This window comes from Parachlamydia acanthamoebae, assembly GCF_000875975.1.
Classification (GTDB): domain Bacteria; phylum Chlamydiota; class Chlamydiia; order Chlamydiales; family Parachlamydiaceae; genus Parachlamydia; species Parachlamydia acanthamoebae.
In genome coordinates this window covers 35,138-53,237 of the sequence record NZ_BAWW01000002.1, presented here as the reverse complement: position 1 = coordinate 53,237, position 18,100 = coordinate 35,138, and the positions used below count along the sequence as shown (strand labels likewise).

At 38.4% G+C, this 18,100-nt stretch carries 11 protein-coding genes; 4 read left to right on the top strand and 7 right to left on the bottom strand.

Features of this window, described 5'->3' with window-relative positions:
• Positions 1-160: 160 nt before the first annotated feature.
• On the bottom strand, positions 161-796 hold the full coding sequence (locus AOM43_RS00430; protein ID WP_059358631.1) for a hypothetical protein: 636 nt from the start codon (positions 794-796) through the stop codon (positions 161-163).
• Positions 714-10,787 carry a hypothetical protein gene (locus AOM43_RS00425; RefSeq protein ID WP_152618828.1) on the bottom strand — a complete coding sequence of 3,358 codons (10,074 nt, stop codon included), beginning with the start codon at positions 10,785-10,787 and terminating at the stop codon, positions 714-716. The genes AOM43_RS00430 and AOM43_RS00425 overlap by 83 nt, the downstream gene beginning before the upstream one ends.
• A gap of 164 nt (positions 10,788-10,951) precedes the next feature.
• Between AOM43_RS00425 and kdsB the strand changes: the two genes are divergently transcribed.
• Genes kdsB through AOM43_RS00405 form a run of 4 tightly spaced genes read left to right on the top strand, consistent with a single transcriptional unit; the run spans position 10,952 to position 14,359 of the window.
• Positions 10,952-11,746: a 3-deoxy-manno-octulosonate cytidylyltransferase gene (gene kdsB, locus AOM43_RS00420; RefSeq protein WP_006339767.1), complete on the top strand. Its 795-nt coding sequence runs from the start codon at positions 10,952-10,954 to the stop codon at positions 11,744-11,746.
• The gene (pyrG, locus tag AOM43_RS00415) at positions 11,698-13,320 is read left to right on the top strand and encodes a CTP synthase (protein WP_006339768.1); all 1,623 of its coding nucleotides are present in this window, start codon (positions 11,698-11,700) and stop codon (positions 13,318-13,320) included. The genes kdsB and pyrG overlap by 49 nt, the downstream gene beginning before the upstream one ends.
• Positions 13,317-13,784 carry a Holliday junction resolvase RuvX gene (ruvX, locus tag AOM43_RS00410; protein ID WP_006339769.1) on the top strand — a complete coding sequence of 156 codons (468 nt, stop codon included), beginning with the start codon at positions 13,317-13,319 and terminating at the stop codon, positions 13,782-13,784. The genes pyrG and ruvX overlap by 4 nt, the downstream gene beginning before the upstream one ends.
• Before the next feature lie 59 nt (positions 13,785-13,843).
• A complete protein-coding gene (locus AOM43_RS00405) occupies positions 13,844-14,359 on the top strand; it encodes an EVE domain-containing protein (protein ID WP_013925077.1) in 516 nt (171 codons plus the stop codon).
• 298 nt (positions 14,360-14,657) lie between these two features.
• Here the strand turns inward: AOM43_RS00405 and AOM43_RS00400 are convergent, their stop codons facing one another.
• The 5 genes from AOM43_RS00400 to AOM43_RS00380 form a co-directional block, all read right to left on the bottom strand.
• Complete coding sequence (locus AOM43_RS00400) at positions 14,658-15,029, bottom strand: hypothetical protein (RefSeq protein ID WP_059358629.1); 372 nt, start codon at positions 15,027-15,029, stop codon at positions 14,658-14,660.
• Positions 15,017-15,412: a HEPN domain-containing protein gene (locus AOM43_RS00395; protein ID WP_059358628.1), complete on the bottom strand. Its 396-nt coding sequence runs from the start codon at positions 15,410-15,412 to the stop codon at positions 15,017-15,019. Before AOM43_RS00395 ends, AOM43_RS00400 begins: the two co-directional genes overlap by 13 nt.
• Positions 15,413-15,542: 130 nt before the next feature.
• Complete coding sequence (locus tag AOM43_RS00390) at positions 15,543-16,109, bottom strand: hypothetical protein (RefSeq protein ID WP_152618826.1); 567 nt, start codon at positions 16,107-16,109, stop codon at positions 15,543-15,545.
• A 252-nt stretch (positions 16,110-16,361) separates the two neighbouring features.
• Positions 16,362-17,258: a hypothetical protein gene (locus AOM43_RS00385; protein WP_059358626.1), complete on the bottom strand. Its 897-nt coding sequence runs from the start codon at positions 17,256-17,258 to the stop codon at positions 16,362-16,364.
• A gap of 126 nt (positions 17,259-17,384) precedes the next feature.
• On the bottom strand, positions 17,385-18,098 hold the full coding sequence (locus tag AOM43_RS00380; RefSeq protein ID WP_059358625.1) for a M48 family metallopeptidase: 714 nt from the start codon (positions 18,096-18,098) through the stop codon (positions 17,385-17,387).
• Positions 18,099-18,100 lie beyond the last annotated feature (2 nt).

The window sequence follows — 18,100 nt, the reverse complement described above, 5'->3', positions numbered from 1 at the left end:
CAATCTGAATTGAAGCATCTAATTCACTTTGCGTGGATAGTTGAGATGATGATCTTCCAATGAAAAAAAATATTTTTTTATACTGAAAAACCTTAATCATAAAAATTATTTCGCTACATAATTATCTTTGTAGCACAGAAATAAAATCTAAAACAATCAACTACACAACGATTTTTTGGAATAATTTAATCTGCTCAATATTAGAGCGCTGATTTAACCATTTCCAATGAGCATCTATCTGCACTTTAGTTAACGTTTTTAACCAATCAGTTAAAACTTTTTCTTCTGCGGATGAATAAGAGTAATAACCAAGACGCCATTTTATCTGCACGATTTTAAGCATCATTACAGGATCTTGAATATCAGGGACATCTCCATTTACGGTATTAAATGCTAATCCTTCGGGATAGATATACCCATCGAGTGGACTTAAAATCGCATGTGGAACACCTATGAATCTTTTCATAGACCAATGGTAATCTTCCTTACCGATCAAGCACACTTGTTTTCCTTTGATAATTAAAATACGACCGAGAGGAGCTCCAACCAATGTAGGTAATTCTGATAAAACTTCGCTCATGTGATTTGAAATTGAAACATTTGCATCGAAACCGAAATTTGAGAAATCTTCCTCAATATTATTTTTTCCAACAAAATTATCTCCTAAATTTTTAACATGAAGATAAAGCTCACGAACCACCCATTCATTATTCCTATCCCATAAAGTTTGAAAATTCCCAAAATAACGCTGACCACGAGTCCATTTTTTTATATTCATAGCGATTAAATTTTCCATCTAAAATTCTATGGTGCTGCTCTTGCTGCTGTTGTTGCTGCTGCTGTTGTTGTTGCTGCTGCTGTTGTTGTTGCTGCTGCTGCTGTTGAGCTTCTTGGACTTGAACCTGAGAAGTTGCTACCGCGCCTCCATTATTTGGAACATTTGCAGGAAGATATTTTTTATGCGATTCAACTTTTTCATAAAAATCTTTTTCTAATTGCTCTAAATTAGTCATCATTGCGGTTATATCATTTTCTATATCTTGAAAACGCTGTCTAGCCCAGCCAGTTGCGCGAAATACCATACTCTTTTTGATCATTTTCACTTTATTTTTGAGCTCTTCTAATTGCCTTTTTTGTCCTTCAATATCTTTTTGAATATCCTCTTCAAATGAAATGATGGATGTAGGAGAATAATCCTGCGTAGGATCTGCTTTCTTGGATTTGCATAAAAAATCACGTGTTGCTTCATGCAAATTGATTTGAATGAGTACATCTTCTCCCCTTCGGATTGGATGTAAAATATCCCAAAATACCATTTTATCTCTTGCCGCAAGATGCTTACTTAAAATTTGTCGAATTCCCACAGGAAGAATCTCCCGGATTTTTTCTTTTGTGCCTTTTAAATTAAGTCCTTTTTGACTTTCAAGTGTTTGTTTCTTGATGTCATTAAAAAGATGCAGCCAAGATAAGTTAGAGGATTTCATATCAGTTTCTGAACAAATACGCTGAGCGATTGAATCTGGAAGTAAAAATTTTAAGCCGTGCTGTTGGCCAAGACCACGTAGGCGCCAGCAGGCTTGCATTGCACCCGGCATGATGGTAGTGGGACCAAAAACAATCACCCCATAACCAGGGGGAATGACAAAGTCTGTTCCTCGCGTATCGGGAGGACCAAAATAGAATACACAATCCTTTTTAAAGGTCGGGTTAGTGGCAATTAATTCATTTAAAGCACCTTTTGAAATTAACTCAGGTTCTTTAGCTTTTGGATACCAAACGACGGGCTTACGTGCGACAGGATCCATAAGGATAAATATCCGTTCTTTTCCCTCTGCAGTCCGACGCAATTCTTTAACAACTTGGACTGCATTTTTGCCTTCTAAAGACATGCCCTCATTAATTAACGCTTTGCAAGCAGGGTCTTTAAGATTAGCAGCAAGTTGCTGAATCAGATTCTCATCAGGAGTAATCTTCAGAACAGGCTCACCTTTATTGGCAATGCGTAAGAGCGTTTCCCCCTCAATTGTGCGAGGTGTGTAATGGGGAGTTTGCCCATGAATTTTTGGAAGAGAGTAATCATTTAATGTTCCAGTCATTCCACCAAATTGCAATCCATTTACAAGTTCTTGGACATTAATGACCATTTCTTCTTCGAAGCGCTTAATGCACATATTCTCAATAATTTCTGTTCTTAAAATGAGCAAACGTTCTTTCCAATTTTCAGGCCGATTTAAAAAATTCAAAAGATTGCGTTCCCCGAAAGCAGCAGCTCTTTGTCCAATCTCTAAATATTTTTTAGCATTTTTCTCCTGAAATGCAGCCAAAGCCTGGTGAATAAAAGGTGTATCCGGAAGCTCTGTGGCATACATGAGGTAATGATTCACAGTCACGTCGTATTCATCACCAAATATGATCGCGTCTTTATCTTGTCCGCTGACTTGTGGACCAACTGTGAAGCCATCATTTTTCTTAACTGCGACATTAATACCAGGATTTTGATTGAGAGCTACCGGAAATGTGATTTGCAAAATGTGTTTGAGCGCTCCAACACAGTTTTGGAAATTTTTTACATCTTCATCATCGATTTCCTCTGGAAACCCAGGCACTTTTTCTCCTAAACTCCTGCAAAGGTAATCGACGAAAGCATCCTTATCAGTTCCCGCTAAGCGTTTGCGCAATTCTAATTCAGGGTCTAAACCACCAGCTAAACGCAAAAATCTATCATTTGAAAGAATTTCACCTGCCAAAGCAGGTAATAGAATTTCTCTGACTTCCGAAGGGCGTAAAGTCGCTTGTTTTTTTGTGCGAATAGCTTCATGCAATTTTTTCACGTCGGGATTTTGAGAGGTAAAGATGACTTCCATCATCATTTCCATCATATCAATCACAGTGCGATTTAAAGGAATCGAATCACCGAGAGCTAAGTTATCCTCGTTAATCACATTGAGCACGTCATCGACTTCATCGATAATCGTTTGTGTTTTAAAACCAAAAAAGTTTTCATCACCATTCACAAGTGAACGGATTTTACTCAGCCAATATTGCTCTTTCTGCAATAAATGAATAGCATTGAGTTTATGGGGAAGGTCTTGCAAATTACTTGTTTTGCCAAATATTTCCTTTACCTGATCTCGCAGAAGACCTAAGCGATGCTCAATAGAAGCTTTGGTATGAATACTTGTTAAAATATACCCATTTTCTTCCTTCGCTTTAAGCAGGCGGTAATATTTTTCAGATAACACAAGAGGGCTTGTATCAGAATGTAGGTCAAAACTAAATTCAGAACTTGTTTGAAGCATCATCCTTGTGCTTCTGTCTAGCGCCTCAAGATTGTCTTTAAACAATTCTTCTTTAACAATTCCAACAGGCAGAGTTCCTTTTTCAGCTAGAAGCAGTAGTAATGCAGGAAAAATATGAGAGGTCTTGCCCAATCCCATACGCAATTCATAGTATGCACAAGGATCTTTTTCCATCGCACGAACCATATCTACTTGCTCTTGACGTAAGTTAATTTTATGTAGCCATTGTGTGACTAAAAATTTTCGATGAAAACGTGGATCCGCAAGCTTGCCTTTATCGACACCTTCTTTTACAAGGAAAAACTCCCGATTAGAAGCCGCGTTTACTAACTTATTCAAAGCAAAAGAGTGAAGACTCCATTCTTGTAACCATGACGCGTCACGTGTTTGACCTTTTTTTAAAGGTTGATCTTGTAGTTGTTGCATCTGTTTCAAAATAGATTCCACGGGATATCCGAACATTTTCGCTTCAGTATCAATAATTAAAAATTCTGTTATCTCTTTTTCCAAGATAGGAATGTTCAACTTTAATTGCTGATAAGCATGGATGACTTCATTAAAAATATCTGTTTCACCTACGACTTGCTCATTTTTAAGGGCCCATTTTACCTTGGGCGGCAAACTGTTAATATCTTTATAAGTTCGTAAAAATTCTAGAATCGCTTCCCGTTTTTTATGTGAGGCCACTTTTACGACTTTTTCATGTTCTTCAATGTGCCTTTTTAATAATTGAAATTCTTTTGGATCAAAAATTTGGCCTTGCTCAGCAACGACGTGCATCAAATTTTCAGCAGAGCTTGCAGCCCCAGCACACAACAACTCATTTTCATTTATTTCGATTTCATCACGTCCCAGAGAAGGGGCAAAAATGCTTTCAATTTCTTTTTGGGTAGCTTTAAGCCTTTTTTCTGTCATTGAAATTGCTTCGGCGGGAACAGGAATTAAAAAGTTTGCTAAACCCACTGTAGCGGACTGAAGATCTATCTTTATGGCCTCTCCGCCATCAACAGACGGCCAAGTCGTTTTTGGTTCTTGAACACGTAGTCTTTCTTCCAGATTTTCAATACGATGGCGTAATTCAGTCTCTCGAAGCTCTTCAATTACATTAAGTTTGAATTGTTGACTGATTCCAGAGACAAAAGCCTCCATTGGAACATCTTGATCAATCGGTGTGACTGCAAGAAATTTGGTAATCAAAGGTCCAGCTATGGGTCCAAATAAGTAAGGGTTTTCATTAATTTTTTCTTTTAATAGTTGAGTGTCCAATAGCTGGATTCCAGACTTTACCCCATCAACCTTGGAAAAATTGTTTTTAAAGACTTGCCCAATTTGGCCTTCCGAGAGCAAATCCGCAGGATTTTGTAAAAAGCTCTGTCCATCTTCATTTGTGCCTGTCACTTTTCTTAACTGGTTCTCAATCATCCCTATGGTTTCTGTCAGCTTCGGATCACCACGTCCTTTTTGTTTCAGAATTTTAACTCCTAATTTTGTGAAATTAGAAGGAAGTTTTTTATGAAATACATGCAACGCTGTGGTATCGAAACGAAGATCTGCTGTTTTAAAACTATCCGGTTTTTCAGCAAGATTGAGTAAAAGCTTACGCAATGCATCAAGCTGAGCCGAGGGATCTCCTTCAGCCAAGGCTTTCACTGCGGTGCCCACCCCCGTTTTCAAATTTTTCAACATGCTTTGCCCTTTTTTAACAAGATCCCTTTTTTCTATCGGGGCAAAAAATGCCAATAAATCTTCTTTCTTCAATTTCTGATCAATGACTAAATTCCAAAGCGTGAAAAAATGCCCTAAAAGCATCTCTTCATCAAGTTTATAAAGCTTAGACAATAACTCTTCGGGATGTTTCAGAGGCTTTTGCATATTGCTTATTATAAACTGACTTAATAACTTGCTAGAAATCATCGTAATATTATTGCTTAAGTCAATCGGTTTTTCACGAGATTTTAATTGCGCAAAGGCATCCTCTTTTTTCAAAATCTGAATTAAGGATTCTTCTTGAATGTGTTTGATTTCCTCAATCTCGTCTTCTGATAACCGAATTTCATGAGCATTATCCAGTGCATATGCTTCGACTAATTTTGGATCAAAAACAGATTTTGAAGAATATGTCTGGGATTTTTGAAACAATTTGCCGACGTACTGAGAATCTTCCAGAAAAACGTGCCAATCCTCTCCTGAAAAACTGACTTGTTGCGTTTGCTGTCTAATAATTTTTCGACCATATAACTCGGCCTTTAGCTTCAGTAAAGAGCTACGCACAGAATCCGCTGGAAGCGTTCGAAATAAACTCATCACTTTTGTCAAATTCTCGATTTCGCTCTCAGACTCTAAACGACCTTTTTGGGCGAGTTCTAAAAAATGAAAAGCGCGTTGATATTCATGCTTAGCCGCAAAAAGATAGGCAAGGTAAAGAAATGCGCCATTTGACCCTTCAGGGGACTTACCGTCCGAAAGAATGATTTTTAAAGGAGATCTTGCAGTATCTTTTTTATCAAGAACCATCTCCTTTTTATTTTTTACATGATGCGGCCAAATTAATAGATGCGTATCACCGCTGACAGGATCCTTCAAGGACACCCCAAATTCCTCTAAAGGAAAATCTAAAGAAGATGTAAGTTGAGCAGCTTTTCCTCCACCAATTGTCCATTGATAACCCTGATAGGGTCCTGAAGCGACGACCCACGGATTTGTCTTGTTTTTTCTTTGAAAGATTAAGCCCTGTTCGAGTAAGCGGATTTCAGCGATCCCTTTTGACCATTTTCCACGTAAAAAAACAATTTTATGATTTTCAGTTGGAGCTAACACCTTTGCAAGCCTTTCCTGCTCATCATGGATAACAGTTCGACCAGAAAGACTTTTTATGCTTGTTAAATGTTGCTTTTTATCAAAGCGCAACCGGAAAATATCATTGGATATTGGACTATCGGGTTGTAATGGCAATATGGCAAAGCCTTGGCTAGGTTTGTCTGAATTGATCCACATCCCTCGTTCAATCAAAGTTTTTTCAATGCTTTTTGCCTCACGCATTTCTTTACTTTCTAGCATTTTATTAACTTTGGGAGGGATTTTTTTCTTATCCAACTGAGAAGTTATATCATCAATGGCTTTAGTCATCGCGTCATTTTTACGCATCTTTTTCTTTTCTTCTACAGTCAAATGAGCATAAGCATCGGGATGACAAAAACGATACCATTGTGCCTTTTTCAATCCTGAAAACTCAGGTAAAAATTTCTGCTCGATGACAATGGACTCTTCTTTCACGTTATGTGTAATTTTGAAGTTATTTCCTTTTTCATCTTTAAAGCGATAGACCATTTCCCCTTTTTGCTCTCCAAGCTGTGCAAAAGCTGTAAATTCTTTTCCGCGAAATAGAAGGTCGTAGTCTGGAGATTCCAAAAGTTTTTTGGGAAGCGCCGTCTTAATACCCTTAGGTTTTTTCCCGTTAAATAAAAGGATGTGCATTGTAGACGCATCAATTTTGGACTCTCCCTTTTCCCAAATATGCGGATGTTCCTTATTTTGAATCCATACAATGCCTTCTGCTATTTCACCTTGCTGCAACTCAACCCAGCGATCAAAAGTCATATTCATTTCTTCTTTTGAAAGAGGTGCCATTGCAAGCCAAGGGAAGAAAAATTTTTCAGCCCATTCTATGCCAGATTCGGCTAATAGAGGAATTGTCCATTGTTCTTTAATCACCCGTAGACGATTGGCTGCAAGAATAAGATGAGCACGTATGGTGCTGTCGTTTAGGAGTTCCAAAGCTGCGGGGTTTTCAGCCTGAGCATCGTTCACAAAGCAACTTAAAAGGTAGGTGGAAAATTTTAGCTGCTCTTCTACAGAAGTGTCAGGAAAGCTCATCCAATTAATCATCAATTTCAAATAGCTTGAACCACTCTTTTGATCAATGGAATAGAGACTTGGCATTTGCTGGATCACCATCTGCAGTGCATCTGCATCAACGGCTTGCTCAGCGAACTCAAGCTGATATGGATCCAAATCAGAGGCATTTCCCGACCATTTTATCGCCAATTTAGCGTGATGTACAACTTGCGTATTTAGAAATAGGAGAAATGCAGCTCGGTTAAAATGACCACTTTCCACCGCTATTTTCAAAGCATTTTGCAAATCGGCAGAACGTCGAATAAAATATTGTGGGTCTCTCCTCAGAGCTCTTTGTAAAACATGAGGACGAAAAAGAACCGCCAGCAAACGACGTTGTTCATCATTCCCTTCAAAATAATTAAAACGTTGTAATGCCAAGTCAAACACTTCTTCAACATTTTTTGGAGAATAATCAAATTCGGAATCATCATCCTTCAATTCAATACATACTTTAAACCAATCATCAACAGGGCTTTCCCCCTCCACACTCATTAACTTACCCATCCATGTTGCAGACGTATTATTCACATTTAAAGGTGCTTCCATTCCTGATAAATGATGAGGATATTCCTTTCTAAAATTACCAATTGTTTTTCCAAAAAATATCCCTTTTGGCTCGCCCATTTTCTTTTCATGAATGGACTCTTTTCGCATTTGTTCCAAAAACACAAAGGCGCTAGCTAAACCAAATGGGGAAATTCCCCACCAGAATCCTTTTGTCACACCTTTATTTCCTCGTTCTTTGATTCCGCATTGATACCACCCGAATTTATCCATTGGATGAAAAACAAGATCTAATCGCTTAAGTTTTTGAAGCTTCTTAAATGTAAAAGCATTGATCCGATCCATTCTTTTTTGAGCGAGCTCCCTTTGCCTTTCAGGGTTTTTTCCATTCATGTAAAGACGAACCAACGTGGGAACATTCCCAAATACTCTAATATTTCCTTTTAAATAACCAAAAGCTGTCTCAGGATGAACTAACGACGTTAGCATGAGCTGAGAACGATACATATCCACCATTTGCCCTGGTACTTGTGGAAGATCTTCCACAGAAGTTGATGGTTTCTCTCGATTCAAAATAGTTCTCCACACAGTTTTTTCTCGAGGAGTTAAATCATAAAAACCTTTTTTGCTCTTTTGGAGATTTTTGCTCTCTTGGAGATGGGAATCTTTTTTGCCCAGATAAAGATCGGAAATTTGAGCAATTAGTTTGACATGATTAATATCTTTTCTTTCTCGTTCATCTATATAACTTACAATGCCTAATCCGTGACCTACTCCGTGAGTTTTAACGTTTCCTTTTATAAAAAGTGAACGTGCGAGCATAAAACGTTCTTCAAGTTCCGGATTCAGCGTAGGTCTTAGATGTTCTTCCGCAACCAATTTTCCAATCAGCATTTCATAATCATTTCGGCGATAGAAATCTGAAAGAAGATAAATCGTCACATCTTCTAGAGTCAGCTTTTTCTTAATTTTTTCTCTCGTCTTCGCAACTTTTAAGTCTTCAAGCGTAAATTTTTCAGGGTATATTGCCTCCACCCATTGTTTACGCCTTTCAATCAATTGATATAAAACCGCCTGGTGATTAATTGTATGCACCCATTCAGAACTTGTGAGAGGTAAATCTCTTGATTTGACTCTTGCCTCCCATGAATAATGGGTTAGCTTTTCTAAAGAAGCACTAAATTGGTCGAGCAACTCGCTTTTGCCTTCTTGAATAGCTTTTTGAAGCAAAAGATCATATATTGTCACTGGTTGCAAAGGATCTTTACTAATAGGAGAAGGGATATAAGGAATGATTGATCGGTAGAGTTCTATGGTCGCAGTGTATTTTTTTTCATCGACTAATTGATCAAGACGTTCTCCCAAAGCGAGCAGTTGTTTGGTCGTCTCTCTTACATTATCAACTGTCGGATTGGTAAAGCCTGCTTTGATATCTTCTATTAACTTTAAATCGGCTTCTGAAATTTGTATCTGAATTTCCTCTTTTCTCTTTTGCTTAGTTTGAAGCTTCAGAGGAATTTCAAGCCTAATAGGGAAATTTTTTACTTTATTGAGAATTCCAGCTCTTTTTTTGTGATAGCTGGCCTGCATTTTATCCAGCTTAGCCAACTCAATTTTTAAATCATGAATTCTTTTAGAAAATGCTGAAAAAGGACTCGCGGGATCTAAAACAAGCTCTTTGAATTGAGGATTTCCAGAGGATTTGGCAAGCTGCCTTTCTAACCTTTTTTGATCTTGTTCCAGTAGTTTTAGCCATTTTAATTTGTCTTCTAACCGCATTTGAGGTAAAGCTTTGATAACTTTTTCAAGTCGATCATTCAAAATAGCTAGTGTAAAGGTCGCTTTGTCAGCTGCTGCAGAATCACCAAACTGCAGGCGAATCATTTCGTGGATAATTTTGTCGGGGCTCGTTCGTATCTTGCCTCTTTTCTCCGCACGCGATGGAACAAATGTTGCTCCTGAACTTACCCAAATTTGTTCTCTAAATGCTTGATTTGATCCTGATTCTTCAAGAACCCCAGGAATAAAGGAAGCAGCACCTTGTATTCCTTGCTCTGCCATATTTTGCATAGCATTTTCTCTTAAATTCACAGCGCCCATCTGCAAATAGGCTGCTCGAGCTATATTTTTTGATGGAGCAGAGGTTTTGACTTTTTCTTCTAAACCTAATAAAGGAGCTAGAAATTTGCTGAACTCATCAGCATTAATCTCTTTATCCCAAACAAAATCACGAGCGTCTTTATTCTTTTTGCCATAGGTAAATTCCGTTAAGCCCAGTTTTCCTTCCGCATTTCGGTAAAAAGCCAACAAAACAGGTTGGAATGTCTTTTTTTTCCAATATCCTGTCGGAATTAACATGAGATTAATAGCATCTGGTCTTTCTTCGATTTTTTTAAATCGATCCACAATGTTATGGGCATATTTTTGCGCGAGAGTTGCTTTGGATGTGTCTCCCTGCAACAGTTTTCCTATTTGTATGGCTTCTTCAAATTGATTTGCCATCGTGAATTCTTCACCAAGCGATAACAAAGAATCTGTTTCTTTTTTTAAATCCAGCGCATGTTTGCTCCATTCCAACAAGGTTAACAAACTTTTTTCATGCTCAGGGTTTGTGGCAATATCCAAATCACCTAAATCATATTTTCTTAAAGAAAGAATGTGCATTAAAGCACATAGCGGAAGGATGGCAATTCCCCAAAAAAGCTTGATGATCGGCACACGGTTTGGCCATGTTTTTAATAATTCTTGGCGTATTTCTTTCATCGACCGTCCACTTTTGGGAAGGGCGCGAGCTGCTATTGACAAAATGCGAATTCTAAGATCAGTGGGAAGATCATTTTCTAACGCTAAATCCAACTTTTGGGTAGCGCCTTCCCCTATCCGAAATTGAATGTTTTCAGGATTTTTTATTTGGATTTTTAAATCTTTAATGGGAGTTTTAACTTGATTTAGAATGCCCTTTATAATACCAATTAATCTTTTGTCTTCAAGATTTTCATCAAGAGTGACTTGCATCGACATTTGAAACGCATGATTTTCAAATGAATTAGTTAATATTTCTTTTTGGATGAGATTTTTTTTAGTCATTCTAATGCCCATGTTATTATTTCATTTCCATTATAACATAATAATATTAAGAATAAATAAATACAGAGATACAAATAAAAATTTGCTATCAAGAACTTGTAATTGAATGTATGGCTCGAATCATGTATGATTTTTCACATAACAACTAAGCTCGGATTTGTCTTATGGAACACGCATTACAAGTCATTGGAATCATACCCGCTCGATTGAAAAGCGAACGTCTTCCTGGAAAACTTTTAATCCCTATCGCTGGCAAAACGCTTATTCAAAGAACCTATGAAAACGCCCTTCGCTGCAAACTACTGGACGACCTTATTGTAGCAACAGATAGCCCAAGCATTTTAGAACATGTGCAATCTTTTGGAGGAAAGGCTTATCTAACGTCTGAAAATTGTCGCAATGGAACAGACCGACTAGCGGAAGTTCTGACGCTAAACCCCACTCTGCAAAAAATTCCCTTTGTAATTAATATTCAAGGAGATGAACCTTTTCTTGAACCCGAGGTCATCCAAAAAGTCATTGAAGGACTTCAATCAGACAAACAAATTATGGTTTCAACGCCCATTACTCCTATTCAAACAGAAGAAGAGGCTTTAGATTCTTCCGTTGTTAAATGCGTTCGCCGCCAAGATGGAGATGCCCTTTACTTTAGCCGTGCTCTAATCCCTTCTTCGAAAAAACAAGGATATCAACCTGAAACACGTTATTATAGACATATCGGTGTGTATGGCTATCGAACAGATTTTTTATTGTTGTATACCAAACTCCCATCCACACCTCTTCAGCTGTCGGAAGATTTGGAACAACTCAAAATTTTAGAACATGGGTATCGAATCAAAACTGTTGTTGTTGATAGTATCAGCATCGGAGTTGACGAGCCCGCAGACATTAAAAAAGTTGAATATCTTTTATGCAAACAAAATACATCTTCATCACCGGAGGAGTCTGCTCTTCCCTAGGGAAAGGACTGACCTCAGCATCCATCGGAATGCTATTAGAAAAAAAAGGTTTAAGCATTGCAATGCTTAAATTGGATCCCTATCTAAATGTAGATCCTGGCACAATGAGTCCCTATCAGCATGGTGAGGTTTATGTCACCGACGATGGGGCTGAAACAGATTTAGACCTCGGGCATTATTACCGGTACACGAACTCCCCCCTCACGCGAGCATCTAATGCAACATCTGGTCAGATATATCACCAAGTCATTAAGCGTGAAAGACGGGGAGATTACCTCGGAAAAACGGTCCAAGTCATTCCACATATTACCGATGAAATCAAGCTGCGTATCCTTCAATGTGCAAAGCAAAAAGAAAATATTGATGTGGTCTTAGTTGAAATTGGAGGAACTGTCGGCGATATTGAATCCCTTCCTTTTTTGGAAGCCATTCGTCAGTTTCAATATGAACATCGGGGGAATTGCCTCAATATTCATTTAACGTACGTCCCTTTTTTAAAGGCAGCCAAAGAAGTCAAAACAAAGCCCTCTCAACATTCTGTGCAAGTTTTGCGTGAAATCGGGCTTTTCCCTGATATCATTCTTTGTCGCTGTGAAAACAATTTAGACTTAGACGTTAAAGAAAAAATCAGCTTATTTTGCAACGTTCCGCTCCAAGCCGTTATTGAAGAAACCGATGTTGAATTTAGCATTTATGAAGTTCCTTTACGATTGCATGAGCAAAAACTGGATCAAATGATCTGCGAACGACTCAATCTGCCAAATTCTTCAATAGAGCTTAAAGATTGGGAAGCTATTATAGAAAAAATTCGCCATCCAAAAGGAACGATAAAAGTTGGGATTGTGGGTAAATATGTGCAACACCACGATGCCTACAAATCTGTATTCGAAGCACTTTATCACGCCGCTATCCATGCGGGATATCAACTCGAAATCGTCCCGATAGAAGCAGACAAAGTTTCCGAAGACCCTTCGCTGCCACATGCCCTTCAAGATTGTGATGGATACCTGGTTCCGGGAGGCTTTGGAGAGAGAGGCTGGATGGGAAAAATTTTAACCGCTAAGTATTGCCGCGAAAACAATATCCCCTATTTTGGTATTTGCCTTGGCATGCAAGTCATGGCCGTTGAATTTGCACGCCATGTTCTAAACATTGAAGACGCAAACTCAACTGAAATTGAGCCGATGACTAAAAATCCCATCATTTCTTTACTCAGTGAGCAAAAAAATGTCCAGGATTTAGGGGGCACCATGCGCCTTGGAGCACACGAATGCCAACTTCAATTAGATAGTAAAGCTTTTGAAGCTTACCAAAAACCCGTTATTCTTGAACGACATCGCCATCGATATGAGTTCAATAATGCCTATCGAGAAAAAGCCGAGGAAAAAGGGCTGCGCTTAACAGGTACCTTAGCAGGAGAAGATCTCTGTGAAATTGCAGAAATTCAAAATCATCGCTGGATGATCGGTGTTCAATTTCATCCTGAGTTTCTATCGAAACCCACTCAACCTCATCCACTCTTTTTAAAATTTGTGGAAGCTATGATTCAAATGCATAAGGAAAAAACAGCATGAGCAGACCCCTCCCAAAACGAATTGTTTCTCTCGATTACGGATTAGCTCGCATTGGCATTGCGATCTCTGATGAAAGTCAAACAATCGCCTCCTCTTTAAAAACAGTTGCTGCAGAAAAAAAAGTGGAAAGAACAGTTGCTAAACTTGTTGAAGAGATAAATGCGCATCAACAAAGACTAGCATGTGAGATTGAGGAAATCGTTGTGGGTTTGCCCCTCTTAATGAGTGGTAAAAAAGGTTTTCAAGCAGATGAAGTGTTGCATTTCGTGGAGCTTTTCAAAGCAGCCACACCCATTCCTATCGTAACATGGGACGAACGGTTAACAACAGTACAAGCCGAACGTGCCCTACGTGAAGGATCATTCAATCGTAAAAAACGATCAAAAGTGATCGATGCTGTTGCAGCTGTTCTCATTCTGCAAAATTATCTCGACCACAAAAAGAATCAAACGTCAAAAAATTGACGTTAAAAACTGAAAATGTATAGTGGGGATATAAAGATTAACCCATGGGATAAACAGCAATGACGAAATATTGGCTGATGAAATCCGAACCCTCTGTTTATTCTATAGATGATTTAAAGCAAGATGGCTTTACGCTTTGGGATGGCGTTCGTAACTATCAGGCACGCAATTACATGCGCGATGAAATGGAAGTGGGTGATTTGGCCCTTTTCTATCATTCTAATGTTGCGCCTCCAGGAGTAGCCGGTATTTGTCGCATCTGTAAAACAGGCATCTATGACTTAACGGCACTAGATTCTGAAAGCCCCTATTATGATAAGCGTTCCACACAAAAAAGCCCGATTTGGGCGACTGTTGAAGTAGAGTATGTGGAAAAATTCCCCTATTTTGTTTCTTTAGCTGATCTCAAGGACTCCCCTATGTTTAAAGGGCTTGAGCTATTAAATAAAGGTTCAAGACTTTCGATTATTCCGATTGAGTATGAACATTTTGATGCTATTCGTGCCCTGGGACATAGCCCCCATGAAACGCCGGTATACATTCCCCCCAATTTCAAAGAATATTATTTTGATTAAGGATTTTAATTAGCTTTTCTTGAAATTTCCGAGGGAGTTTTCATACTCTTTTGGTCTATTGGCTTAAGCCGGCTTTTTAGACCTTCACATTACGAATGCGGGAACTATTCAGACAATCCGGTAAGAACCAGCCGCTTTACCAGTGATAATAAGCTGAAAAGGCATAAAAGGCTATTGGATTTTACCGGATTTTAATGGCAAAATATTTTTTCGTTGCACCGCGGTTGCACCGTAAAAATTAGCTGAATACTTTTAAAGAATTGCAGAAAAACAAACTTAAGTTTTGATCAAAAATCACTTAGGATAAAAGAATATAGGCTTCTAATACTTTGAAATCTGAGTTGGTAGGTAAGACTTGTGGTTCCCATAATCTCGATACTTGTTTACCTTTCACTAATTTTTTAACTGCTTTAATTAATTCATTGTTTTCTTCGCGCAGAATAACGATTCCCGCTAATTGAACTAATTCATCATTGCTCAGAATTTTTTGAATCGCCTGACTTACCACTTTATATGATTCTAAATCTCTAGGATTGAGCCAGGGTGCGGCTATAACAAAATCCCACTTTTGAAGAGCATTGTCTCTTAAAAATAGACCACAAAAGGAAACATCACCTTGTCTTTCAATTTGCTCAAGTACTAGCTGAAATTTCTGAATTAAATCTTGCATATTTTACTCTGTAGCGTTACTGCAGCATTAACCATATCCGTGGCCTCTTGCATAGAATATTGTTTTTTCACTTCATACCGCATCTCAGGCGACCAATTGGTAAAAAAAGACCAAAGCGCCAAATAATTCTTCTTAATCCTCCCTTCGATTCCCGTACATGCAAGGAGAAATGCCAAGTTATGGGTTTTAAAAGATTTAAAACAATCACTTGGAGGAGGATAGTCTGTCCATTTCAGTGTTTTACATATTTTGATTTTTAATGCCAATTCAACAATATATCCGCAAGTGTACACAGCGCCATCATATCTTTTGCATTTGAGAAGCGCCTTGGCATCTTTCTTTTTAGCCCTACACAGAGTGATTAATTCATTTAAAGTGGACATATGATATAACGGCTTATCCTTTGCACCAGAAAACTGGCGAGTATAACACATGAATTCAAAAAAAGGAATCTGTTTGGATGTGCGATTTTCGTGGTGGCTTACGAAAAAATTATCAAGGCCGCTTAAAAACCTAATGACAGATGTTACAAGCCGCTATATTTTGTATTTGTTGATCGACTTTCGCATTCGTAACTGATCGTAAAGCATCGAGCTCTCGGCTTGTAAGAATTGGGGATTGCTTTGCTTGCATAACTAAATCAAATAATGAATCCATAGGCTTGACGAAATCGGGAACACGATAGCCAGAAGAAAATGCCTCATTAATATTTGACACCCTTCTAACAAAGGGAGTGGTCCACACGAGTACATCCCATCCTTCAAAAGCCAAAACTCTACCTATTTCATGAGATTCTGTACGCAGGTGCCATAAAGGTACTGTTTTTCCTTGATTACCTTTAAGGTAAGCTTCTAGAAGTATATTAGTTGTTGTCCACGAATTCGGCACAAGTATTAATACCAATGAAAAATTTGATGGTTGAAGAAGCTGCAGCTGTAAGCACTCATCTGCATCTTCGAAATTCGTAAAAGCATCATCTCTTCTAAGAAGAGCTGGCGTATTATTCAGAGTAATACCTTCAACTAAGAGTGGTCGCACTTCATGAGCATTGGGAAAAAGGTCTCCGTTAGGATACTTCACATACTGAAGCACCCCTGTTTCTGTCCTAATATGCACTCGCTTTCTATGCCAGCTTATATGAATTGGTGGATCCGTAAGATTGTTTGAACCAAGATCAAGCACTTTTTTCGGTGCCGTTTCGGAATGATGAAAAAGATAGTATATCTCATTTTTAACAAGGTTGAAACTTAAGGTACCCAACACATACAAGTCAGAGCCAATAGAAATTTTAAGATGTATTTTTCGTGGTTTTTGAGTCATGGAGAACCTGTTCTATAAATGTGGTACCATTTTGCAGATACAATTATTTATTGGTATCCTTGGAAAATATTTTCCAACACGTTTTGAGACATTAATAAATCCTTCGTGGTCCTTAGAAGCAATTCCAATTTCAAGATCATTAGTTCTCGATCTCTTTTCGCTCGCAAATCCACGAAGGAAATGCCAAAGGGCTGCATCGTAGTCGTTAAGACCCGTACCCCAAAATATTAGCTTCTTGGTCTTGTTAAGACATCTTTGCAAGAACGGGCCTGGTATAAATCCGGCATTTAGAGCTTTGAAATCAGACGATTCTTTTGCCATTAAGCGTGAAAGGTTTTGAAGAGGAAGGATTGATTGTTTAGGATAATCGCAACGGCCATGAAGTTGAATAACATTTTTAAAATTTAAAAACAGCCCTAAATCCCAATTGGTAGTAAGAATCAATATAGAAGCAGCGTCTTGAATTTTAAAATGTTTGTTGCAGCAAGTACAATACATTGGGCGTGGCTCTGTCTCATATTTTTGAAGAGCTCCGACTATTTGATTTTTCAATTGAAGTAAAGGATCGTCAGATTCATTAAAGTTAACAGTGCGACTCATAAAATCAATATTGGCAGCCAACCATGTCAATCCTTCTTCCGGTTCTTTGTATCCATCAGGACCGGTAATTCCAATTGTATTCATTGTATTTTTGAGAATATCCCAGCAATTTAATCCATCTTTAACTTCGATAGCTCCGTTACCTGCAAGAATGATGACATCAGGTGAATAGTTTGTTAGCGCAGTACAATCAGTTTTACGGTCAAATGGCAGGTGGAGCTCGCCATCAATTTTGGTCGATGAACTTGCAATGTCAATATTAAAACTGGCTTTTACTAACAAACTCTTACAAGCTGTGCAAGTCTTCATTTATGATTCTTATTGTATAGGTTGTTTAAGCTAGAATAATATCAAAAAACAAGTTTAAGCTGTACTAGAAGATCTTGTATAGATATGGAGAATGCCTTTACACTTTTATCTATTACAAAGCACTCTTCAGTAATTCCAGCGATCGTGTCCTAGCGGTTCTCTACCAAGCTCCTCCCGATGCAAGCGCCAGTGAGGCATGAAATTGTCCATGAACGCTTTAAATCGCGCATTGTGATGTTTTTCCAGTAGATGCACCAATTCATGAACCACGATATATTCTAGGCATTGTATAGGCTTTTTGATGAGTTCAAGATTGATCCAGATCCGACGCTCACTTGTGTTACAAGACCCCCATTTTGTCTTCATTTTTTTTACGCCCCATTCTGCCGCTTCTACGTTTAGAAGAGGCTGCCATTTATCCAACATGGGAGGGATTAGACTCTTGATTTCTTTCCTATACCATTGCTGCAAGACTAGTTCGCGTTGTTCAGCATTACTTTGAGGTGGTATGTGGAGCTTAATTACAGACTTGTTGCATATAACTTTGATTGGCCCTGGACATTCAATGACATCCAAGCGGTAGCGTTGGCCTAGAAAATAGTGGCTTTCTCCGCTAACCATCTCTCGAGGTGATTGTCTAGGTTGGTTTGTAAATTTCGCCTGTTGCTGCTTGATCCACCCCATCTTCCCAATCACGGCATATCGGATCGCCTCATCATTTACCGCTAAAGGAGCCGCTACACGCACTTTTCCATCAGGAGGATAAACCCCAAGGTGTAAATTCTTTATCTCTTTGCGCACAATATCGACGGTGATACCATTCACATCAATCTGGTGCATCT